The 21,735-nt window shown below is 71.9% G+C and carries 19 protein-coding genes and 1 pseudogene; 2 read left to right on the top strand and 18 right to left on the bottom strand.

The window, feature by feature from the left end; all coding sequences use genetic code 11:
* Positions 1 to 157: 157 nt before the first annotated feature.
* From AC0VYL_RS08615 to AC0VYL_RS08595, 5 genes are all read right to left on the bottom strand, one after another.
* Positions 158 to 1,216: a BMP family lipoprotein gene (locus AC0VYL_RS08615; protein ID WP_475460980.1), complete on the bottom strand. Its 1,059-nt coding sequence runs from the start codon at positions 1,214 to 1,216 to the stop codon at positions 158 to 160.
* A gap of 347 nt (positions 1,217 to 1,563) precedes the next feature.
* A complete protein-coding gene (locus AC0VYL_RS08610; protein WP_475482826.1) occupies positions 1,564 to 2,295 on the bottom strand; it encodes an alpha/beta fold hydrolase in 732 nt (243 codons plus the stop codon).
* A gap of 138 nt (positions 2,296 to 2,433) precedes the next feature.
* A complete protein-coding gene (locus tag AC0VYL_RS08605; protein ID WP_475460975.1) occupies positions 2,434 to 2,778 on the bottom strand; it encodes a biotin/lipoyl-containing protein in 345 nt (114 codons plus the stop codon).
* Between the two features lie 5 nt (positions 2,779 to 2,783).
* Positions 2,784 to 3,803 carry an alpha-ketoacid dehydrogenase subunit beta gene (locus AC0VYL_RS08600; RefSeq protein WP_475460972.1) on the bottom strand — a complete coding sequence of 340 codons (1,020 nt, stop codon included), beginning with the start codon at positions 3,801 to 3,803 and terminating at the stop codon, positions 2,784 to 2,786.
* On the bottom strand, positions 3,800 to 4,837 hold the full coding sequence (locus AC0VYL_RS08595; protein ID WP_475482825.1) for a thiamine pyrophosphate-dependent dehydrogenase E1 component subunit alpha: 1,038 nt from the start codon (positions 4,835 to 4,837) through the stop codon (positions 3,800 to 3,802). The genes AC0VYL_RS08600 and AC0VYL_RS08595 overlap by 4 nt, the downstream gene beginning before the upstream one ends.
* Before the next feature lie 626 nt (positions 4,838 to 5,463).
* Here AC0VYL_RS08595 and AC0VYL_RS08590 point away from each other — a divergent pair.
* A complete protein-coding gene (locus tag AC0VYL_RS08590) occupies positions 5,464 to 5,958 on the top strand; it encodes an Lrp/AsnC family transcriptional regulator (protein ID WP_475460969.1) in 495 nt (164 codons plus the stop codon).
* Positions 5,959 to 5,976: 18 nt separating this feature from the next.
* On the opposite strand, the gene AC0VYL_RS08585 is transcribed toward AC0VYL_RS08590, so the two are convergent.
* From AC0VYL_RS08585 to deoC, 7 genes are all read right to left on the bottom strand, one after another.
* A complete protein-coding gene (locus AC0VYL_RS08585) occupies positions 5,977 to 7,647 on the bottom strand; it encodes a phospho-sugar mutase (RefSeq protein ID WP_475482824.1) in 1,671 nt (556 codons plus the stop codon).
* Between the two features lie 57 nt (positions 7,648 to 7,704).
* Positions 7,705 to 8,502 carry a purine-nucleoside phosphorylase gene (locus AC0VYL_RS08580; RefSeq protein WP_475460965.1) on the bottom strand — a complete coding sequence of 266 codons (798 nt, stop codon included), beginning with the start codon at positions 8,500 to 8,502 and terminating at the stop codon, positions 7,705 to 7,707.
* Positions 8,499 to 9,137, bottom strand: a complete 639-nt coding sequence (locus AC0VYL_RS08575; protein ID WP_475460963.1) for a GNAT family N-acetyltransferase — start codon at positions 9,135 to 9,137, stop codon at positions 8,499 to 8,501. The genes AC0VYL_RS08580 and AC0VYL_RS08575 overlap by 4 nt, the downstream gene beginning before the upstream one ends.
* On the bottom strand, positions 9,134 to 9,784 hold the full coding sequence (locus tag AC0VYL_RS08570; RefSeq protein WP_475460960.1) for a GNAT family N-acetyltransferase: 651 nt from the start codon (positions 9,782 to 9,784) through the stop codon (positions 9,134 to 9,136). The genes AC0VYL_RS08575 and AC0VYL_RS08570 overlap by 4 nt, the downstream gene beginning before the upstream one ends.
* Before the next feature lie 67 nt (positions 9,785 to 9,851).
* Positions 9,852 to 10,787, bottom strand: a complete 936-nt coding sequence (locus tag AC0VYL_RS08565; RefSeq protein WP_475482823.1) for an aldehyde dehydrogenase family protein — start codon at positions 10,785 to 10,787, stop codon at positions 9,852 to 9,854.
* The gene (locus AC0VYL_RS08560) at positions 10,780 to 12,210 is read right to left on the bottom strand and encodes an aldehyde dehydrogenase family protein (protein WP_475460956.1); all 1,431 of its coding nucleotides are present in this window, start codon (positions 12,208 to 12,210) and stop codon (positions 10,780 to 10,782) included. The genes AC0VYL_RS08565 and AC0VYL_RS08560 overlap by 8 nt, the downstream gene beginning before the upstream one ends.
* A 3-nt stretch (positions 12,211 to 12,213) precedes the next feature.
* Complete coding sequence (deoC, locus tag AC0VYL_RS08555; protein ID WP_475482822.1) at positions 12,214 to 13,161, bottom strand: deoxyribose-phosphate aldolase; 948 nt, start codon at positions 13,159 to 13,161, stop codon at positions 12,214 to 12,216.
* A gap of 366 nt (positions 13,162 to 13,527) precedes the next feature.
* On the opposite strand from deoC, the gene AC0VYL_RS08550 reads away from it, so the two are divergent.
* On the top strand, positions 13,528 to 14,217 hold the full coding sequence (locus tag AC0VYL_RS08550) for a hypothetical protein (RefSeq protein ID WP_475482821.1): 690 nt from the start codon (positions 13,528 to 13,530) through the stop codon (positions 14,215 to 14,217).
* A 28-nt stretch (positions 14,218 to 14,245) separates the two neighbouring features.
* Here the strand turns inward: AC0VYL_RS08550 and AC0VYL_RS08545 are convergent, their stop codons facing one another.
* The 6 genes and pseudogenes from AC0VYL_RS08545 to AC0VYL_RS08520 all read right to left on the bottom strand — a co-directional run bounded on the left by AC0VYL_RS08545 (position 14,246) and on the right by AC0VYL_RS08520 (position 21,459).
* Positions 14,246 to 15,526, bottom strand: a complete 1,281-nt coding sequence (locus AC0VYL_RS08545) for a heparan-alpha-glucosaminide N-acetyltransferase domain-containing protein (RefSeq protein ID WP_475482820.1) — start codon at positions 15,524 to 15,526, stop codon at positions 14,246 to 14,248.
* A gap of 128 nt (positions 15,527 to 15,654) precedes the next feature.
* A complete protein-coding gene (locus AC0VYL_RS08540) occupies positions 15,655 to 17,709 on the bottom strand; it encodes an acetoacetate--CoA ligase (protein WP_475482819.1) in 2,055 nt (684 codons plus the stop codon).
* Between the two features lie 213 nt (positions 17,710 to 17,922).
* A complete protein-coding gene (locus AC0VYL_RS08535) occupies positions 17,923 to 18,600 on the bottom strand; it encodes an HAD family hydrolase (RefSeq protein ID WP_475482818.1) in 678 nt (225 codons plus the stop codon).
* Between the two features lie 255 nt (positions 18,601 to 18,855).
* Positions 18,856 to 19,530, bottom strand: a pseudogene (locus AC0VYL_RS08530) (DUF4126 domain-containing protein); the annotation flags it as partial.
* Positions 19,531 to 19,644: 114 nt separating this feature from the next.
* Entirely contained in the window at positions 19,645 to 19,890 is a 246-nt protein-coding gene (locus AC0VYL_RS08525; RefSeq protein ID WP_475460943.1) for a DUF2630 family protein, read from the bottom strand.
* Positions 19,891 to 19,950: 60 nt separating this feature from the next.
* Positions 19,951 to 21,459, bottom strand: coding sequence for a hypothetical protein (locus AC0VYL_RS08520; protein ID WP_475482817.1), 1,509 nt, complete (start codon positions 21,457 to 21,459; stop codon positions 19,951 to 19,953).
* Positions 21,460 to 21,735: the final 276 nt, after the last annotated feature.

Here is a 21,735-nt window from a genome sequence, read left to right as displayed (position 1 = left end):
GCGGGGCGCGGACGGGCCTGGGATCGGCCACGGCCGGGACGCCTTCGTCGCGGTGCGGCTACCGGGCGGAGCCGAAGGGGTGTGGCCCCTCCGGCTCCGTGTTCGTTCGGGTCACGGAGCGGGCCCGGTGCCCGCTCCGTGGAGTGTCCCAGGGCCGTTACGGCTGGCTGGGAACCTCGATCTCACCGTCGATGATCTGCTGCTTGAGCTCGTCGAGCTCGTCCTTGATGGGCTCGATGGCCTCTTCGTTGGTCAGCGTGTAGTCCACGCCGCCCTCGCTGAGGTCGAAGCGCTTGATCCCGGCCTCGACCTCGCCCTCGGAGGCGGTGCGGATGAGCTCGAAGACCGAGAGGTCGACCTGCTTGATGGCGGAGGTCAGGACGTACGGCTTCTGCTCCTCCTCGGCGTTCTCGTACTGGTCGCTGTCGACGCCGATGAAGGTGAAGTCGTTGTCGACGGCGGACTGGAGGATGCCGTTGCCCGAGGCTCCGGCGGCGTGGTAGATGACGTCCGCGCCGCGGTCGTACTGGGCCTGGGCGGCCTCACGGCCCTGGGCGGGGTCGTTGAACCCGGCGAAGTCCGGCGGCTGGCTGAGGTAGTTGATCTCCACCTCGATGTCCTCGTTGACGTGCTGGACGCCCGCGACGTAGCCCGCCTCGAACTTGCGGATCAGCGGGGTCTCGACACCGCCGACGAAGCCGACGTGGTCCTCTTCGGTGGTCAGCGCGGCGGCCGCACCGGCGAGGAAGGAGGCCTGCTCCTCGGCGAAGACGAGGCTGGTGACGTTGTCGATGCCCTCGATCTCGGAGTCGACGATCGCGAAGTCGACCTCGGGGTACTGGGGGGCCACGGCCTGGACGGAGGCGTCGTAGGCGAAGCCCACGGCGATGATGACGTCGTAGCCCTCCTCCGCCATGGTCGCCAGGCGCTCCTCCTTGGCGGACTCGGCCTCGCCGTCGGCGGGCTCGAAGTCGTTGGTCTCCACGCCGAGCTCCTCGGCAGCCTGCTCCAGGCCCCGGTAGGCGGAGTCGTTGAAGGAGCGGTCACCGCGACCGCCGACGTCGTAGGCCAGGCCGACCTTGAGGTCGGAGGAGACCTCTCCGTCGCCGCCGCCGTCGCCGCTGGCACCGTCGTCGGCCGCGTTGTCGCACGCGGTGAGTGCGAGCACGCCCGCGGCGGCGACCGCCGCGAACTTGGCTGCGTTGCTGCGCTTCACTAGAAAGTCTCCCCTTCGCCCTCTCAGCGGACCGCATTCCGCGCGGGACCGACCTGAGTTCTGCAGCCGGACGATATCCGCTGGCCGAATGTACATCTAACCAACGGACGGAGTTGTTATGAAGGCGAGAGCAGAGTGAAACGGGTCCTTACCGGGAAGTTACCAAGAGCACACCGGATCGGGGCAACCAGCGGCCTAATCTCCGTTTTTGACCTCCCGTTCCCCCGAGGAATCCGGCGGTGCGACCGCGCGTGTCGTGACCTTCACCTGTGGTCACACCGCCCCGTCCGGGCCCCGTGCGACCCCAGCCGGTCTAGACCGGACTGACCCACTGGCGCACGGCGGACTCAGTCCTCCAGGAACCCCACCGCCGCCTGCTTGAAGACCCGCGAGGAGACGGCGTTGGCGTGGTCGCGCCCGGGGATCTCCGCGAACGATCCGCCGCAACGCTCCGCGAGCCCGGCGGCGCCCTCCGCGACGGTGTCCCGGGCCCCGGAGACCAGCAGCATCGGGACCCCGACGGGACGGGGTTCCTCCTGGAAGGGGCGGGCGGCCTGGCCCCGGACACAGGCGGCGAGCGCCTCGGCGTCGTTGCCCGGAAGCGCGGCGACGGTCCGGTACACGTGGTCGAAGGGGGTGTCCCCCGCACCCGGGTCGGCGGTGTCCACGCCCGCCAGCGCGTCGCCCGGACCGAACCCGCCCAGCACCGCCCGCCGCACCCGCTCGGGCGCGCTGAGCGCGAGCTCCCAGGCGAGCCTGGAGCCCATGGAGTAGCCGACGACGTCGACGCGTTCCAGGCCCAGGTCGTCGAGCAGACCGAGGAGGTCGTTGACGAAGTGTTCGGGCAGGTAGAGCCCGCTGTCGGTGGGCTTGTCGCTGGCCCCGTGGCCGCGCAGGTCCGGGCCGATCACCCGTCGGCCCGCGGCGTCGAGCGCGCGCGGCCATCCGGCGGCGCCCCAATTCATCTCGAAGTTGGTGCCGAAACCGTGCAGCAGAAGCACCGGGAGGTGGTCGCCGGGGGTCTGCGGGAGCAAATCCGCATAACGCATTGTCACGTCTCCGACGAGATTCGCGTTCATGAATCTTTTCCGTTCTCGATCCGGGGTGGGATTTGTTGGAGGCGAACGGGGGCCCATTCAGATGTTCCTATAAACAGAATGATCGGAATGATCGGTCTGTTCGTGTCGACATCCGAACGGGCCCCCGCCGGAACGGCCTCAGTTCGTCGGCGGCCTGAGCCGGACCCGGCGCTGCGGTTTGGCGTCCTCCGAGGGAACCCGTCCCACGATCCCGGCCTGCGGCGCCTTTTCCTCGACCTCCACCGCGAAGGTCACCAGGGCCTCCCCGACCGGGACCACCTGTTCCTCCTCCGCGTGCAGTTCCACCACGCGCCCGGCCTTGGGCGAGGGGATGACCACGGCGGACTTGGTGGTCTCCACCTCGACCAGCGGGTCGTTGCGGCCGATCGTGTCCCCGACCGCGACCTGCCACTCCAGGACGGTCGCCTCGACCAGGCCCTCGCCCAGGTCGGGGAGGGTGAAGGTGATGTTCTCTTCTGCCATGGGGGCTAGTACTCCAGGGTTCGCTGGACCGCGAGCAGGACGCGGTCGATCGTCGGCAGGTACTGGGCCTCCAGCGGCCCGGCCGGGTAGGGCACGTCGAATCCGGTGACGCGCTGGACCGGGGCCGCCAGTTCACGGAAGCAGTTCTCGGTGACGAGCGCGGCCACCTCCGCACCGAGCCCGGCGGTGAGCGGGGCCTCGTGGACGACCACGGCGCGCTTGGTGCGGGCCACCGAGGCGGCCAGACCGGCGGCGTCGATCGGCTTGAGCCAGCGCAGGTCGAGGACCTCCAGGTCCACTCCGTCCTCGGCGGCGAGCTCGGCCACCTGGAGGCAGCGGTGCACCATAGCGCCCCAGGCGATGAGGGTGGCGTGGCTTCCCGGGCGCACGATCCGGCTGGTGCCGATGGGGTCGGTGGGCTCGCTCAGCCGGACCGGGCGGCGGTCCCAGTAGCGGGCCTTGGGCTCCATGAACACGACCGGGTCGTCGGAGCGCACGGACTGGAGCAGCAGGCTGTAGGCCTCGGCGGGGTCGGAGGGGGCCACGACCTTCAGCCCGGGGGTGTGCGCGAAGAGCGCCTCCAGGCTCTCGCCGTGGTGCTCGGGGGCCTGGATGCCGCCGAAGGACGGCAGGCGCAGGGTGATCGGCATGGGGGCGGCGCCACGGGTGCGGTAGTTCATGCGCGCCACCTGGTTGACGATCTGGTCGACGGCCGGATACGCGAAGCCGTCGAACTGGAGCTCGGGGACCGGCCGCCAGCCGTTCATCGCCAGGCCGACCGCCATGCCCATGATGGCCGACTCCGCCAGCGGAGTGTCGAAGACGCGCTGGTCACCGAACTCCTTCTGGAGGCCGTCCGTGACTCGGAAGACGCCGCCGAGGGCTCCGACGTCCTCACCGAAGACGAGGACCTCCGGGTCCTCCTCCAGCAGGACGCGCAGGGCCCGGTTGATGGCCTGTTGCATGGACAGCTCGACCGTCCGGGCCTCGACCGGCGTGTCGGCCTGTTCGATCAGCTCGGTCACAGCTCGACCTCTTCCTGCCAGGTGCGGTGCTGCCGGGCCAGCTCCTCGGTGGTCTCCCGGAAGACGTGCGTGAACAGCTCGGAACCGTCGGGCTCGGGGGCCTCCGCGACCCCGTCGCGGATCTCCTCGGCGCGTGTGGCGGCCTCGGCGTCCACGGTGGCGAGGTGGGCCCCGTCGGCGTGTCCGGCCTCGATCATCGCGGCGCGCAGCAGGTCGAGGGGGTCGCGTCCGCGCCAGCGCTCGGCCTCCGCCTGGTCCCGGTAGCGGCCGGGGTCGTCGGAGGTGGAGTGGGGTTCGACGCGGTAGGTGAGCGCCTCGATGACCGTGGGGCCGCCGCCCGTGCGGGCGCGCTCGACCGCTTCGGCGGTGGCGGAGTACACGGCGCCGACGTCGTTGCCGTCGACGAGGACACCGGCCATGCCGTAGCCCTCGGCGCGCGCCGCGACGGAGCCGCCCGCGACCTGGCGTTCGTTGGGCACCGACAGGGCCCACTGGTTGTTCTGGCAGAGGAAGACGACGGGGGCGGTGAACACGCCCGCGAAGTTCATGGACTCGTGCACGTCGCCCTCGGAGCTGGCGCCGTCGCCGAAGTAGGCCATGGCGACGCCGTCGCCGCCCCGGAGCCGTTCACCGACCGCCCAACCCACGGCGTGCGGGACGGGACCGCCGACCACCGCGTTGACGGCGCCGAAGCGGGACTCCATGACGTCGTGGAGGCCGCCGTGCCACAGGGCGCGGTGGGTGGCCATGTAACCGACCATCTCGACCCCGTAGGCGAGGGCGGAGGCCATCTCGCGGTAGGTGGGGAAGACGAAGTCGCGGGTGGGGTCCAGCGCGCTGGCGCTGCCCACCTGCGCGGCCTCCTGTCCCCGGACGGAGACGTAGGCGGGGAAGACGCCCTGGCGCTGGAGCGCGATCGCCTCGGTGTCCAGGTCACGCGCCGTACGCATGGCGCGGTACAGCTCGCGGGTGAGTTCGGGTCGCAGGTGCTCCACGGTGATGGCGCCCTGGCCCGTGGGCTCTGGGGTTGGCATGTCGAGCGGCTCCCAACGTGGCCCCGCTCGCGTGGTGGCGCGACCCGGGCTCGGGGTGGTCACGGTCTGCCTTTGATTCTCCGGACAACTGGACAGTTTCGCTAGATACGACCGTACAGTCGATACGATCGCGAACGTGGGACCATGTTTCGTTCGTAGATGTCCAGGATTCACCCCCTCGAACAGGGGAAAACGACACGCAGTGCCAAACATCACGAATCACCATCAACACCACCATCCTCCCGGCCCAGCCGAGGGACTCCCGGAAGCCGCGCACAGGAGTCGTCGTATGCCCGGACAGTCACGACAAATATGCGGAGAATGGGTGCCAAGACAAGATTTTCTGGCGGATTATGGCGGTTCGGGTGTAGTTACTGCTCAGTCAGGGAAACCCCCGACCTACTCCGTGCGTCAACCATGAGTACAGTCGGAACTTCTCCGCCACTCCCCCGTTTGGCGGATCCCACCAGAGGTCCGTGCGCACGAATCCCCCGAAACCCCCCACCCCGACCCGAGCACCACGGAACGCGCGTCCGTCATCTCTCCGACCGGCTTTTCCCAGCTTCCTGTCAATGACGACAGCACGGAGCAGAGCCCTGCGACAAGAGCACACGAGGAGCACGCACATGGCCATGGGCGAACAGCACAGGAACGGCCGGCGGCCGGACACGACCGACCAGACCATTCTGAGCGCGCTCGCCAAGGACGCCCGGACCGGCATCACCGAGATCGCCGCGCTGGCCAACGTCTCCCGAGCCACGGCATACAACCGGATCAAGCGCCTCACCGACGAAGGGGTCATCCGCGGCTACTCCGTGGTGACCGACCACTCCAAGATGGGGCTCGGTGTCACCGCGCTGGTGCTCATCTCCGGCAGCCAGCCCGACTGGCGGGCCAACCGGGAGATCCTCTCGTCCTACCCAGAGATCGAGTACTGCTGGTACGTGGTGGGGTCGGCGGACATCGTGCTGCTGGTCCGCGTCGCCAACACCAACCAGCTGCGCGACCTGATCCTGAGCCGCCTCCAGTCCCTCCCCGGTGTGACGTCCACCCAGACGCTCACCGTCATCGACGAGGTCGTACACCGACCGGTCGTGGAGCCTTCCGAGGGGGGCGAGTGACCCCGCCCCTCCCCCGGATCATCCCCTGACCACCACGGCGACCGCGGCCATCAGCTCGGACAGCAGTTCCGAGCCGCGCGCGCGGCTGGCAGCGACGTCGCCGTCGACCCCCGACACCACCTCGGCGTAGGCCTTCAGTTTGGGTTCGGTGCCCGAGGGACGCAGCGTCACCCGCCCCCGCGTCCCGCCGAGCTCGAAGCGCACGGCGTCCGTCGGCGGCAGACCCTCGTGCCCGTCGGCGAAGTCCACGACCCCCGACACCCTCAGGGGGCCGAACGCGGCGGGCGGTTCGGCGCGCAACCGCCGCATCGCCGCGGTGATCTCCGAGAGGTCCCGTACCCGGACCGACAGCTGGTCGCTCAGGTGCAGGCCGTACCTCCGGGCCTGGTCGTCGAGGAGGTCCACCAGCGTGCGGCCCCGGCTCTTCGCCTCGGCCGCCAGCGCCAGCGCCACGAGCGCCGCGCTCACCCCGTCCTTGTCGGCCACCGGTCGGCCGTCGTCCCCGCCCACGCAGTAGCCCAGCGCCTCCTCGTAGGAGAACACCCTGCGCTGGCCGGGCGCGCCCGCGCGCGCCAGCCACTTGAACCCGGTCAGCGTCTCCTCGTAGTGCACGCCCCGGTCCCGGGCGATCGCGCCGAGCAGGCTGGAGGAGACGATCGAGGTGGCCACCACCCGGTCGGCCCCGACGGTGTGGTCGAGCACGTACTCGGAGAGCAGACCGCCCACCTCGTTCCCCGTGAGGAGGCCGTAGCCGGGGACCGCCAGGGCCAGCCGGTCGGCGTCGGGGTCGTTGGCCACCACCAGGTCCGCCCCGTGGGCCTCCCCCGCCGCCAGGGCCAGGTCCATCGCGCCCGGTTCCTCCGGGTTGGGGAAGGCGACCGTCGGGAAGTCGGGATCCGGCTCGAACTGCTCGGAGACCACCACGGGCGGGGCGAACCCGGCCCTGCCCACCGCCTCCACCAGTACCCGGCCGCCCACACCGTGCAGGGGCGTGTAGACCACCGAGAGCTCCCGGGGGCCGTCCGGGACCAGCGCGGTCACCGCGTCCAGGTACTCCGACACGGCGTCGTCGCCCAGCACCTCCCAGTCCTCGCCCAACGGCAGCGCGCCGACCGGCCCGACCGCGTCGATGGCGGCGGAGATCTCGGTGTCCACCGGGGAGACGATCTGGCTGCCCGCGTCGTCACCGGACCCGCCCACGTACACCTTGTACCCGTTGTCCTGCGGCGGGTTGTGGCTGGCGGTCACCACGATCCCGGCGTCCGCGCCCAGCCGCCGCAGCGTGTACGCCAGCACGGGCGTGGGCAGCGGGCCGGGCAGCAGGGTCACCCTGTGCCCGGCCCCGGTGAGGACCGCGGCGCTGTCCCGCGCGAAGTCGGCCGACCGGTGCCGTGCGTCGTGACCGATCACCACGTGTCCGGGCGCCGCCCCGAGCCAGGCCGCGATCCCCGCGGCCGCGCGCATGACCACCACGCGGTTCATCCGGTTGGGCCCGGCCCCCAGCGCACCGCGCAGCCCGGCCGTGCCGAACTCCAGCCGCGCCGCGAACCGGTCGGTGAGGTCGGCCAGGGCCTCCCCGTCACCGACCTCGACCCGGGCCAGCAGCGCGCCCAGTTCCCCCCGTGTCTCGGGGTCGGGGTCCTGGTCGAGCCAGTCCCTGGCCTGGACGAGGAGGGCGGAGTCGGTCATGGGGATCTCCTGTCTGGGTGGTGGGGCAACCGGCTGGGGCACGGGCCGAGAGGCGTTCTAGAACCTCTTGACGATGTCCGCGAGCAGGCGGCCCACGGTGGCGGCGGAGTCGCGTCCGGTGGCGAGGACGTCCTCGTGGTCGAGGTTGGCCCCCTCCAGCCCGGCCGCGATGTTGGTGACCAGGGACATCCCCAGTACGCGGGCCCCGGCCTCGCGGGCGGCGATGGCCTCCAGGACCGTGGACATGCCGACCAGGTCGGCTCCCATGGCGCGGAGCATGCGGATCTCGGCGGGGGTCTCGAAGTGCGGGCCGGGCATGGCCGCGTACACGCCCTCGGGCAGGTCGGGGTCGACCTCGCGGGCGACGGCGCGCAGCTCGGCGGTGTAGGTCTCCGTGAGGTCCACGAAGGTCGCGCCGGTCAGCGGGGAGCGCGCGGTCATGTTCAGGTGGTCCGCGATGAGCACCGGCGAACCCACGGCGTAGTCGGGGTTGATGCCGCCCGCCGCGTTGGTGAGCACGATGGTCGTGGCACCCGCCGCGACGGCGGTGCGGACGTTGTGCACGACCGCGTCCGTGCCGTGGCCCTCGTACAGGTGGGTGCGGCCGAGGAAGGCGAGGGTGTTGCGGTCGCCGTCCACGATGCTGCGGAGCGTCCCGCTGTGGCCCTCCACCGCCGGGGGAAGGAAGCCGGGCAGTTCGGAGGTGGCGAACTCGTGCTTGGAGTCACCGAGCAGGTCGGCGGCGGGCGCCCACCCGGACCCCATCACCAGGGCCACGTCGTAGCTGTCCACACCGGTGCGCGAACGCAGCTCGGTTGCGGCCTCCTCGGCGGCGGCCTGGGGTGTGCGAGTCACTGGGGTTTCTCCGTTCGTCGGTACCGCTGGTGCGGTTCGGGGTGGGTTCCGGTCTCCAGGGGTCGCGACATCACTTCCTGGGGGCCCGCGCCTCCGGGGACGACCGTGCCGGTGAAGTCGAAGCCCGAGGCCTTGTAGACGCGCTGCGCCGTCTGGTTGGCCTGGTTCACGCAGAGCACGATCTCCTCCGCGTGCGGCGCGACCTCGCGGGCGAGCGCGTCGAGCAGGGGCGCGGAGCACGAGGCCCGGCCGACGCCCCGGCCCTGCCATTGTGGCGTGACGTAGTAGGCGCGCAGCAGCACCGCGCGTTCCGGCGCGTCGACCAGCGCCGACTGCAGGATCCGGTCCAGGACCCCGAACCCGGCGCAGGCGTCCCGGGCCCGGTCGGGGCCGGTGATCGGCCCCTCCAGGGCGACGATCGCGTACGGGAAGCGTTCGGGGTCGCCGTCCGCGTCCGGCAGGGTCCGCGCGGGCAGCCCGGTGAAGCGCAGCTGCTCGGGTGGCAGGTCGTGCCCGAGCGCGGCCTCCCGGAGCAGGGCGGCCTCGGCCGTTCCCGTGTCCAGCCGCACCAGGCGGATCTGGGAGGCGTCCCAGCGCCCCGCCGCCCTCCTGCGCGAACCCCGCCAGCGCGTCATCGGTGTTCCGGCAGCTGCGGCACGGGGTGGGAGCCGGTCTCCACCGGTCGGGTGAACACGCTCTGCATGCCGTGTTCCCCGGCGTCGTGGCGGCGGCCGTTGGGGACGAACCCGGCCGAGCGGTAGGTGCGCTCGCCCATGTCGTTGCCGTCGTTGACGCACAGCGCGATCCGGGTGGCCCCGGGCGCGATCGCCGCCACCAGGAGGTCGAGCAGCGGCGCGGAGCAGGCGGCGCGGCCGATCCCCTTGCCCTGGTGTTCGAGGGGGACGTAGAAGGCGCGCAGCTGCACGGCGTGCTCCGGGTCGTCGACGAGGTCGCGGAGCTGGCCGACCCGGTCGATGACGCCGAAGCCGACGCAGGCGTCCAGGACGGCGCTCCGGTCGGTCAGGGGTCCGTCGTTGAGGACGATCGCGAACGGGTGCCGCGCGGGGTCGTCGTCGGCGCGGGGCAGGGTGTGCACCGCCTCGTCGATGAACCGGCGCTGTTCGGGGGCGACCCGTTGGCGGGGCAGGACCTCGCGCAGCAGGGCCACCTCGGGGGTGGTGCGGTCCAGGCGCACCAGGCGCAGCCCGGGGACGCGCACCGGTTCGGGCGTGTGCGACTCGCTGGTTCGGGGTTCGGCCTGCTCGGGGGTGTTCGCTGACACCGTTCCTCCACTCGGCTGTCGGACCGTGCCCGCCCCCGGAAGGTGGGGGCGGGCCGGACCGTCAGTCTTACACCCCGACCGGATGCCAGACCGTCTTGGTCTCCAGGAAAGGGGTCAGCCGGGAGGTCCCGGGGTCGGCGCCGAGCCAGGCGTCCTCCCCGCCGTCGGCCTCCGGGCCGGGGCGCAGCACCCGGGTGAGGGTGGTCGCCGCCGACCTCTCGAACTCCACGGCGTGTTCCCCCGCCCCGGCGAGGTCCAGGGCGTTGACGTCGGCGTGCGCGGCCAGGTGCGGGCCGATCTCGCCCGCGGCGCCGGTGAGCAGGTTGACCACTCCGCCGGGCAGGTCGGAGGTGGCCAGCACCTCGGCCAGCTCGACGGCGGCCAGCGGCGCGGCCTCGGAGGTGACCACCACGGCGGTGTTGCCGGTGGCGATCACCGGGGCGACCACCGAGATCAGGCCGAGCAGCGGGGCGTCCTGGGGCGCGAACACCGCGACCACGCCGGTGGGTTCGGGCGCGGAGTGGTTGTAGAAGGGGCCGGAGACGGGGTTGGCCCCGCCGAGCACCTGGGCGAACTTGTCGGTCCAGCCCGCGTAGTAGACCCAGCGGTCCACGGCGGCGGACACGGTGCGGTCCGCCTGGTCCGGGGTCACTCCCCCGGCCTCCACGAGGCGTGCCGCGAACTGTTCACGGCGCCCCTCCAGGACCTCCGCGACCCGGTACAGGATCTGGCCCCGGTTGTAGGCGGTGCGCCCGGACCAGCCGCCGAAGGCCTTGCGGGCCGCGACGACGGCGTCGCGCGCGTCCTTGCGGGAGGCCTTGGCGGCGTTGGCGAGGTGGGTGCCGTCGGCTGAGGTCACGGGGTAACTCCTGCCGGACTCCGAGCGGGGGAAGGCCCCGCCCACGTAGAGCTTGTAGGTCTTGCGGACCGCGAGCCGCGCCGGGACGGGGGTCTCCGCCTCGGTGCCCCTGCTCTTCTTCTTGCTGCCGCGCCGCTCAGCCAAGGTAGGCCTCCAAACCGTGGCGGCCGCCCTCGCGGCCGTATCCCGACTCCTTGTAGCCGCCGAAGGGGCTGGTCGGGTCGAACTTGTTGAACGTGTTGGACCAGATCACACCGGCGCGCAGGCGCTCGGCGGTCCAGAGCATGCGCGAGCCCTTCTCGGTCCACACTCCGGCGGACAGGCCGTAGGGGGTGTTGTTGGCCTTGGCCACGGCCTCCTCCGGGGTGCGGAAGGTCAGGACCGACAGCACCGGGCCGAAGATCTCCTCGCGGGCCACCCGGTGCGCCTGGGTGACGCCGGTGAGCACCGTGGGAGCGAACCAGTAACCGCGCTCGGGCAGGTCGCAGGCGGGGGACCAGCGCTCGACGTTCTCCTCGTCGGCGGTGGCGGTGAGCTCGCGGACCCGCTCCAGCTGGGCGGCGGAGTTGACGGCCCCGATGTCGGTGTTCTTGTCCAGGGGGTCGCCCAGCCGCAGCTTGGCGATCCGCTCCTTGAGCCGGGGCAGGAACTCCTCGGCGACGGACTCCTGGAGGAGCAGGCGCGAACCCGCGCAGCACACGTGGCCCTGGTTGAAGAAGATGCCGGTGACCACGCCCTCGACGGCCTGGTCGATGGCCGCGTCGTCGTAGACGATGTTGGCGCCCTTGCCGCCCAGTTCCAGGGTGACGCGCTTGTCGGTCCCGGCCACGGCGCGGGCGATCTGGCGGCCGACCTCGGTGGACCCGGTGAAGGCGACCTTGTCGGTGCCCGGGTGCTCGACCAAGGCCCGGCCGGTGTCACCGGCGCCGGTCAGGATGTTGACCACGCCGGGCGGCAGGTCCGCCTCCTGGCAGATCTCCGCGAAGACCAGCGCGCTGAGCGGCGTGGTCTCGGCGGGCTTGAGCACCACGGTGTTACCGGTGGCCAGGGCCGGGGCGACCTTCCACGCGAGCATGAGCAGCGGGAAGTTCCACGGGATGACCTGGGCGGCCACGCCGAGGGGCCGGGGGTCGGGGCCCAGACCGGCGTGGGCGAGCTTGTCGGCCCAGCCCGCGTAGTAGAAGAAGTGCGCGGCGACCAGCGGCAGGTCGACGTCGCGGGTCTCCTTGACGGGCTTGCCGTTGTCCATCGTCTCCAGGACGGCCAGTTCGCGCGAGCGCTCCTGGATGATCCGGGCGATGCGGAACAGGTACTTGCCGCGTTCGGCGCCGCTCATGCGGCCCCACACGGTGTCGTGGGCGCGGCGGGCGGCGGCGACGGCGCGGTCGACGTCGGCCTCCCCGGCCACGGCCACCCGGGCGAGCTCCTCCTCGTCGGCCGGGTTGAGCGTGGTGAGGTACTCACCGCTCAGGGCCGGGGTGAACTCGCCGTCGACGAACAGGTCGTAGGTCTCGCGCAGGCTGACGACGGAGCGGGACTCCGGTGCGGGCGCGTACTCGAAGATCACGGCTCAGTCCTGCGTGTAGTAGTCGGGGCCCGGGTAGGTGCCGGTGGCCAGCCTGGTGCGCTGCATGAGCAGGTCGTTCAGGAGGCTGGAGGCGCCGATGCGGAACAGGTCGGGGGTCAGCCACTCCGGCCCGGCGGTCTCGTTGACCAGGACCAGGTTGCGGAGGGCGTCCTTGGTGGTGCGGATGCCGCCCGCGGGCTTGACGCCGACACGGCGGCCGGTGGCGGCGTGGTGGTCGCGCACGGCCTCCAGCATGACCAGGGTGACCGGGAGGGTGGCGGCCGGTGACACCTTGCCGGTGGAGGTCTTGACGAAGTCCCCTCCCGCGCGCATGGCCAGGTGGGAGGCCCGGCGGACGTTGTCGTAGGTGACCAGCTCGCCGGTCTCCAGGATGACCTTCAGGTGGGCGTCGCCGCAGGCCTCCTTGACCGCGACGATCTCCTCGTGCACCTTCAGGTAGTCGCCGGAGAGGAAGGCCCCGCGGTCGATGACCATGTCGATCTCGCTGGCGCCGTCCGCGACCGCGCGCCGGGTGTCGGCCAGTTTGACGTCCATGGGGGCGCGTCCGGCGGGGAAGGCGGTGGCGACGGAGGCCACGCCGATCCCGGTGCCGCGCAGCGCCTCCACGGCGACGGCGACCATGTCGGGGTAGACGCAGACCGCGCCCACGTGCGGCACGGTGCGGTCGGTCGGGTCGGGGAGTGCGGCCTTGGCGCACAGGGCCCGGACCTTGCCGGGTGTGTCGGCGCCCTCCAGGGTGGTCAGGTCGACCATGGAGACGGCCAGGTCGATGGCCTGGGCCTTGGCGGTGGTCTTGATCGACCGGGTGGACAGGTCCTGGGCGCGGGCTCGGGCGCCGACCTCGTCGACCCCCGGGAGGCCGTGCAGGTAGGCCCGGAGCGCTCGGTTGGTCATCGCCTCGGGCACGGATGCGGTGTGGGGCACGGGCACCTACAGCTCGTCGGTTCAGGTGGGGCCGTCCGCTGCTGCCTGCGCGAACGGCGTGTCCTCTCGACGCGGGGTGGGTGTCCCCCGCCGTCAGGCAGTCACCATAACCCTGGGCCGGTCCGGCGTCAGTCCCCGGCGGGTGCGCGCCCCGAAGGTTGGAGAAGACTCCAAGGGAACACGGTCTTCGAGCTCGTCCATTCCTCCAATCCTGGGCGGGGAAAGCCCGAAAAACGAGGTTTCGGCCGGGCGGGACGGAGCACCCGGACCAGCTGCGGTCTAGACCGGACCACTCCCCTGGGTGGGGCGCGAACGACCCGATCCGGGGCGCGCTCGGAGGGCCCGGCCCGGGTCCTCGCCTAGTCTGGAGGCATGGCGGAGTTCCGGATCAGCAGTGACGACAGGCAGGTCGACCTGCGCAGAATGGCCACGGCGCTGGCCGAGTCGCAGGGGTGGGCGCGCGAGGACGTGAGCATCTGGGACAACCGCCGGGGCGAGGTGATCGTGACCATCGACGACTCCCTGCTGCGCAAGCCCGAGGCCGACCCCCTGCACCGGCCCCGGCACACCCCGCACGCGGTGCACGACGCCTGTGAGCTGCTGCGCCGTGAGGACGCCTCCCTGCGCGGCGTGGACTTCGCCGCCCTCAGGAACGAGAGCGCCCGGTTCTTCTCGGCCGGGTGGACCCTGGCCGACCTCCAGCACGCCCTGGCCCACCGTCCCGACGGGGTCGAGTGGGAGAGCGGCCCGGACTTCCGGGGCGCCCCCTGGTTCGCGCACCGGCTGTCGGCGTGGAAGACCCCGGACGGTGACATCCGGCCCTCGCAGTCGCAGGAGTCGGCGCAGCTGCGGGTGATCAGCCGAGCCGGGCTGCCCATGGACATCGGCCTGCCCGAGGACACCGAGCTGTCGGCGCGCCCCGTGGCGAGCCCGGCGGTGGCGCGTTCGGCCGCCGACGACGCCCGCCGCCTGATCCGGCAGAACACGCGCACCACCACCGACACCCTGGCGCACCAGGACCGAACCTCCGCGCACATCACCAGGCCCGAGGACCGGACCTGAGCGGGGGCGCCGCTCCGCGCCCCACGTCTCAGCCCCCGCCGGGCCCCCGCCCCCCGAGGTCGCCCCGGTCGGACCGGCCGCCCTCCACGAAGCCGACCGCGGCGTCCGCGAAGGAGCCGAGACCGGTCTCCAGCGGCCCGCGGCCCACGGACCAGCGCCACAGGCTCGCGAAGACCAGCGAGCCGAGGACGAACAGTTCCAGGTACCAGGGGCCGCCGGCGGAGTCCTCCGGGTGCAGGGCCACGATGACCGCGAGGACCAGGATGTGCCCCGAGTAGACGGTCAGGGGCATCCGGCCCACCGAGGTCAGCGGGTACAGCAGGCGGGGCAGGAGCTCCGCGAGCACCATGCACACGACCAGCACGACCAGGGCCTGACCCACCGCTTCGAGGATCTCGAAGGTGGTCCCGGTGTGCGGGGTGTTCACCGCCAGCCACCACCAGGAGTCGGTGGGCACCTGGCCGCTGATGCTGTGGGCGTGGTCGGTCGTGGCGTACCGCAGGTCCTCCGCGTACGCGGGGTCCAGTGAGCTCAGCGGCCGACCTTCGAGGAAGGGGTTCTCCGCCACCGTCAGCCGGTCCAGGCCACCCAACGGGTACAGCAGGAACCAGGAGCCCAGGTAGCCCGAGGCCGCCGCGACGGCGCCGCCGACCGCCATCCGGACCCGCACCACGGAGGAGGTGAGGTCGGTGCGGCCCACCGCCATGCCCGCGATCACGAACACCATGAAGGTGATCGCCGGGTAGTAGCCGGTCAGGAGGAACTCGGTGAACGAGCTGACCGCACTGGTACGGATCCCTCCCGGGAAGTACTCCTGGCGGAGCAGGAAGGACACGACCGGCCCCAGCAGCGCCAGGGTGCCCGCCGCCGCCCACAGCAGGGTCGCGCGCGCCCGCAGCAGCGGCAGGGCCAGCACGAAGAACCCGGCGTAGTAGGTGAGGATGATCGCCACCGGCACGGCGAAGGCGTCCAGGACGAACCCGAGCAGCCCGATCAGCAGGGCGCGGGCCAGGATGCGGACGACCGCCCGGCGCAGGGAGTCGCCCTCGACGGGTCTGGTGCGCCCGGTCATGAGGGCCAGCGAGACCCCGGCGAGGAAGGCGAAGAGCGCGGAGGAGTTGCCGCGCACGAGGCTGTGCAGCTCCCACCCCTGTTCCTCCGGCAGCAGGCCGAAGGAGACGACCCCGAGGTGGACGGCGAACATCCCGAAGACCGCGAGCGCCCGCGCGGCGTCGATGCCGTCGATGCGGCGCCGGTCCGGGGAGGGCGTGCTGGCGGACGGGAAGCGGTCGGATCGGTTCTGTGGCACGTTGTCAGGCTACGCCCGGCTCTGTCCGGCGGCGAGCGAAGGCCACTCCTGGCCACGGGCCCGGTCCGGGCCCGGGGACGTGTTCCTCCGGGCCCGGACCTGGGCGGCGCCGACTGCGCCCACGGGGTTCAGTCGCCGACCAGCTCACTGAAGTGGTCCAGCGCCTCCGGGTTGGCCAACGAGTCGCGGCTGGCCACCTTCGCGGGGTCCTCGCCCATGAGGATGCGCTTGACCGGGACCTCCAGCACCTTGCCGGACAGGGTGCGCGGCACCGACGCGATCACGCGGACCCGGTCGGGCACGTGCCGGGGCGAGCAGTCCGTGCGGATGCGGCGGGCGATCTCCTTGGGCAGGTCGCCCTCCAGGTCCGCGCCCTCGCGCAGCACCGTGAACAGTTCGATGCGGGAGGATCCGTCCTGGTGGGGGACGTCCACGACCAGGGCGTCCACCACGTCGTCCAGGGCCAGGACGGCGCGGTAGATCTCGCTGGTGCCCATCCGGACGCCGCCCCGGTTGATGGTGGAGTCCGAGCGGCCGTAGATGACCGCGGTGCCCCGGTCGGTGATCTCGATCCAGTCCCCGTGCCGCCAGATGCCCGGGTAGACGGAGAAGTAGCTGTCCCTGAGCCGTTCGCCGTCGGTGTCGCCCCACAGGAACACGGGCATGGACGGGGCGGGCTCGGTGACCACGAGTTCACCGACCTCACCGATCAGTTCGTTGCCGTCCGGGTCCCAGGAGGCCACGGCCATGCCCAGCCCGCGCGACTGGATCTCGCCCTCGTACACGGGCAGGGTGGGGGTCCCGCCCACCAGGCAGCTGCAGACGTCGGTGCCGCCACTGGTGGAGAAGAGCCACAGGTCGTCACCGAACTCGTCGTACACCCAGGTGAACGCCTCGGGGCTGAGCGGGGAGCCGGTGGAGCCGATCGCCTTGAGGGCGGACAGGTCGCGGCCCCGCGTGGGGTGCACGCCCTCCTTCATGCAGGAGGAGAGGTAGCCCGCGCTGGTGCCGAAGACCGTGACCCCGGCCTCGGCGGCCAGGTCCCACAGGGAGCCCAGGTCGGGAGGGGGCGGCGTGCCGGTCCCGGCCCGGCCGCCCCCGGGATCCGCCGGAGGCCGACCGTGGGCCGGACTGCCGTCGTACAGGACGATGGAGGCCCTGGTCAGCAGCACGCTGACCAGGAAGTTCCACATCATCCAGCCGGTGGTGGTGAACCAGAGGACGCGGTCGTGCTCCTGGGCGTCCAGGTGCAGGTTCAGGTTCTTGAGCTGTTCGAGGAGGATGCCGCCGTGCCCCTGGACGATCGCCTTGGGCAGACCGGTGGTCCCCGAGGAGTACAGCACCCACAGGGGGTGGTCGAACGGGACCGGAGTGAAGGTGAGTTCGGCGCCCGCGCCGCTCTCGGTGAGCCGGTCCCACGGCAGCGTGCCGTCGAGGGTGGCCCCGGGGCTCAGGTAGTCGAGGAGGACGGCGTGCTCCACCGTGGGGAGCGCGGCGCGCAGCTCCTCCACGACCGGGCGCCGGTCGAAGTCCTTGCCCGCGTACCGGTAGCCGTCGACGGCGAGCAGGACCTTGGGTTCGATCTGGGCGAAGCGGTCGATCACGCTGCGCACGCCGAAGTCGGGCGAACAGGAGGACCAGATCGCGCCGAGGGAGGCCACGGCGTAGAACGCGGCGGCGGTCTCGGGCAGGTTGGGCAGGTAGGCGGCGACCCGGTCGCCCTCCCCCACCCCAAGCTCACGGAGTCCGGCGGCGATCGCGGCGGTGCGTTCGCGCAGCTCGCCCCAGGTCCAGGTGTCCAGCGCGCGGAGCTCGGTGGCGTGCCGGACGGCGGTCTCGCCGGGGTCGCGGCCCTCGAAGACGTGCTCGGCGTAGTTGAGCGTGGCGCCGGGGAACCACCGGGCGCCCGGCATGGTGCGCTCGGCCAGGACCCGCTCGTACGGGGTGGCGGAGTGGACCCCGAAGTACTCCCAGACCGACGCCCAGAACCCGTCGACGTCGGTGACCGACCACCGCCACAGGGCGTCGTAGTCGAAGTCCGAGGCGGCGGTGGAGCCGCCGTCACCGAAGGCCTTGACCCCCTGCTCGCGCTCGGCCCACCGGGCGAACGCGACGATGTTGGAGGACTCGATCCGGTCCTCACCGGGCTCCCAGAGCACACGGGGCACGCTGCTCTCCGTCATTGCAGGCCTTCCCAATCGCGTCGCTGTGTGTTGCTGTGAGACACATCTAACAGCACACCATCATCGGCGTCACGGGGCGGCCCGGCCTAACGGGGGGCCGGGGCGGCGGGGAAGTCCGCAGGTCACCGACGGGTCGTCCGGGTGTGGTCCGCCCACCCCCGGAGCGGGTTCACCGGGTGGGCGGGCCACATCGACCGTGTCCGGGGGCGGGGGTCAGCCGAGCTGGCGGACGGCGGCGACCGCGTCCGTCGGGGTGTCCACGACGAACGCCCCGGTGGCTTCCAGGCGCTCACGCGCCATCAGTCCGCTGGCGACCAGGACGGGCTGGGCCCCGGCCTCACGGGCGGCACGGGCGTCGTCGTCGATGTCCCCGATGAGCACGACGCGCGCCGGGTCCAGGCCCTGCTGCTCCAGGTGGTGGACGAGGTGTTCGGCCTTGGAGTCGTGCTCGGTGTCGAACCTGCGTCCGTCGACCCGCGTGAAGTGGGCGTTCAGACCGCGTTCGGTGATGAGCGGCACCAGGTGCTCGTGGGTGGCCATGGACAGCAGGGACTGGGTCCGGCCGGTCCCGGCCCACTGGTGGAGGACGTCGGGGACGCCCGCGGCCAGCTCACAGGTGTGCAGGTACTCCAGGTAGCTGCTGTCGTAGGTCTTCTCGACGCGCTCCCACTCGCTCGCGGAGAGGCTCCGGCCGAGGAGTTCCTCGTAGCAGGGGATGAGGGGGCGGCGGAAGACGGTACGCCAGTGGTCCAGCTCGACCGGCTCACGGCCGAACTGGGCGCACACCGCGTTCACGGCGGCGAGGTTGGCGTGGTTGTCGTCCAGGAGGGTGCCGTTCCAGTCCCAGACGATGTGGTGGGTGTTCGGTTTCGCGGTAGTCATCTCAGCCATTGGGAGCACTGTACGACGCCGCGCCCCGTTCCCGGTATGCGTTCTCCGCCACCTCGCCGCCGTCCGCCCTGGCCGGGGCGGGTGTCAGCGCTGTGGCGGGCCGCCGTATCCGGTCCACTGCTGGGGGCCGGGGCGGGGGCCCGGCGGGAGCCCCGGGGGAGGGCCGGGCCGGGGGCCGGGATAGGGACCGTAGGGGCCGGGCTGGGCCCCCGGATGCGGTCCCGGGTAGGGGCCGGGGTGCGGTCCGGGATAGGGGCCGGGGTGGGAACCGGGAGGGGGACCCGCCCCCGGGCCACCGCGTCGGGCCTCGCGCTCGGCCCTGCGGTCCGCCCGCACACGGCGCCCCTTGCGTACGGCCCAGACCCCGAGCAGGAGCATCAGGGGGAACACGACGATGATGAGCACGGGCAGCAGGATCGCCAGCACCGCGGCGAGGAAGCTGGTGACGTCCTCCAGCACGGAGACGACCGGGGCGCCGATGCCGAACGTGAGGGTGTTGACCACCAGACGGGACAGCGCCTTGGCCACGTGGAAGAACAGCGCGACGAGGACGCCGACGATCACCGCCCCCCAGCCGACGCCGCCCGCGACCGTCGACATGCCCGAGGCCTCACCGGAGATCTCGGTGATCTCGGAGAGCTGTACCGCCGAGGCCCCGGCACCGAAGGTGATCCCGCCCGAGGTGGGGCGGACCGCCGTCTGGAGCATGTCGTTGATGCTGTCGAGGGCGGGCACCTTGTCGGCCACGAACTCGACGACGAGCAGCACTCCGAGGATGACCAGGGTGACGGGGTGCGCCAGCCAGGCCCAGGCGGGGGTGAGCGGGATGAAATCGGTGTAGCGGGCCAGTAAGCCGAGGACCAGGAGGGGGACGTAGGCGTTCAGACCCGCCGCGGAGGCGAGGCCGAGGCCGGTCAGTGAAGCGAACATGGGGGCGTTCCTTCGAGCGTGCCGGGCAGGGAGGAGGCCGGGCCGGCACGGGGTCCGGCTCCGATCACTTGTACAGACGCGCTCGGGGGGTGGTTGGTTTTCGTTCAGGCCCGACTACTGTCGGTAGTTCTCGACCTCGGAGACCGGGCGGACACGGGCCTCGTCCGGGTCTTGGCCGTGCTCGCTGCGGGCCCGGCGCTGGCGGAGGAGGTCCCAGCACTGGTCGAGTGCCTCCTCGACTTCCTTCATCCGGCGGCGCTCCTGCGGTTCGAGCCCTCCCTGCGCGGACCGGAGCGTGTGCTCCTCGTCCATCAGGCCCCGGATGGTGGTCATGATGTCCTGCTCGGCGCTCTCGCTCATACCGTCATGGTCAGCGCGGCCCGGGACCGGGGCAAGGGCCCCGGTCCCGGATTGCCCAGGTCAGACCGAACGTTTACGCGAGGCCACGAAGGCGGCGACCGCGGCGCCGATCGCGGCCAGGCCACCGATGGGGAGCGCCGCGACGCTGGCACCGGTCACCGGCAGCGTGGGCCGGTCGTAGGAGGGCGGCTCCGGGTCGTAGCCGGGGTAGCCGGGATGGGTGGGCGACTCGCTCGGGCTCGGCGTCTCCGTCGGAGACGGGGTCGGGGACCCGGTCGGGCTGGGTGTGGGTGTGGGCGACGGTGACTCCGTCGGGGACGGGGACGGCGTCGGGCGAGGCGACTCGGTCGGACCCGGCGTGGGCGACGGCGTGGGGCTCGGGCTGGGCGACCCGGTCGGACTCGGCGTGGGGCTCGGGCTGGGCGACTCCGTGGGGCTCGGTGTGGGAGACGGCGTCGGGCTGGGAGTCGGCGTGGGCGACGGCGTCGGTGAGGGGCTCGGGCTCGGGGACCCGGTGGGTGACGGCGTGGGACTGGGCGTGGGGCTGGGGCTCGGGCTGGGCGACCCGGTGGGCGACGGTGTGGGGCTCGGCGACTCCGTCGGACTCGGCGTCGGGCTGGGCGTCGGGCTGGGCGACTCGGTCGGACTCGGCGTGGGACTGGGACTGGGACTGGGGCTCGGGGACTCGGTGGGAGTGGGGGTCGGAGTCGGCGTGGGCGTCGGGGACGGGGGCGCGGTCTCGTTGCAGTCGGTCCGGACGTCACCCAGAGTCATGTCGAAGAGCATCACCGGGTCGCCCACCGGGTTGCCGTCGGCGTCCTGCCCCTGGACGACCGCCGTGTAGTCGGTGCGGGCGTGTCCGACGTAGGGGTCCTCGATCTCGTACACGTGCGTGATGGTGACGGTGACGTGTGCGTTGGTGATCCCGTCCCCGTAGGAGCCGGGGAAGTCGAGTTCGGTCACTGCGGTGCCGGAGGCGTTGGGCGCGGGGGCGTTGACGAGACGTCCCAGGAACATGGGCGCGGTGGTCGAGTCCTGGATGATGATCCCGGCGGGCGGCGCGCACTGCACACGGTTGTTCCAGGTGGAGACGGTGAAGATGCGGTGGTTGCCGTTGGGCTGGAGCGGACCCTGGTTGACCAGCGAGGCCGCTCCGCCCGCGGTCGGCGGGGGGACGTCCAGGTTGGTGAAGGCCCCGTTGGTGTTCGCCAGGGCCGACTCGGGGTCGCTCTGCACGTTCACGGACGCCGTGCCGGTGGCGGAGGTCAGGTTGTCGGAGATGTTGGAGCCGGGGCCGGTGCTGATGTCCCACTGCTGGCTGCCGTTGCCGCTCACCTCCAGCTCGTTGAGGGTCCCGGAGACCGCTCCGCCGCCGTAGACACCGGGGTCCAGGGTGAGCCGCCCCCAGACGGAGGACGCGTAGGGTGTGGCTGGCTGGGCGGCCGCGTCACGGGCGCTGAAGGTCGCTCCGGCGGCGACGACCCCTGAGGCGAGCAGGACCGAGGCGACCATGGCCACACCGGTCCGCCGTAGGGATGAGGCACGTACCGCCGCAATCTGTGCAACCACCGATGACTCCGAAACTCTTTGAGGTCAATTAATTACTCAACGTGATGATAGAGCGCGGCGCCAGGCCACCCCGGCAGGCGGGTTTCCCACTCGCGGCAAGGTCCCGTCAACCAGGGCAAAACCGTGCCGGGCCCGCCAACGGCGGGGCGACCGACCCCGGCCGTCTGGGAAACTTCTCGTACGGCCTGGTTGGTGACAAATGGTTCGCCGGTCGACGGCCGGACGGGCGGAATAGACCGCGAAGCTCCCCGCTTGAATACCTTGAGGGGGTATTGT

It is taken from the genome of Nocardiopsis sp. iso_238, assembly GCF_056173325.1.
This window is presented reverse-complemented; position numbering and strand designations above follow the sequence as displayed.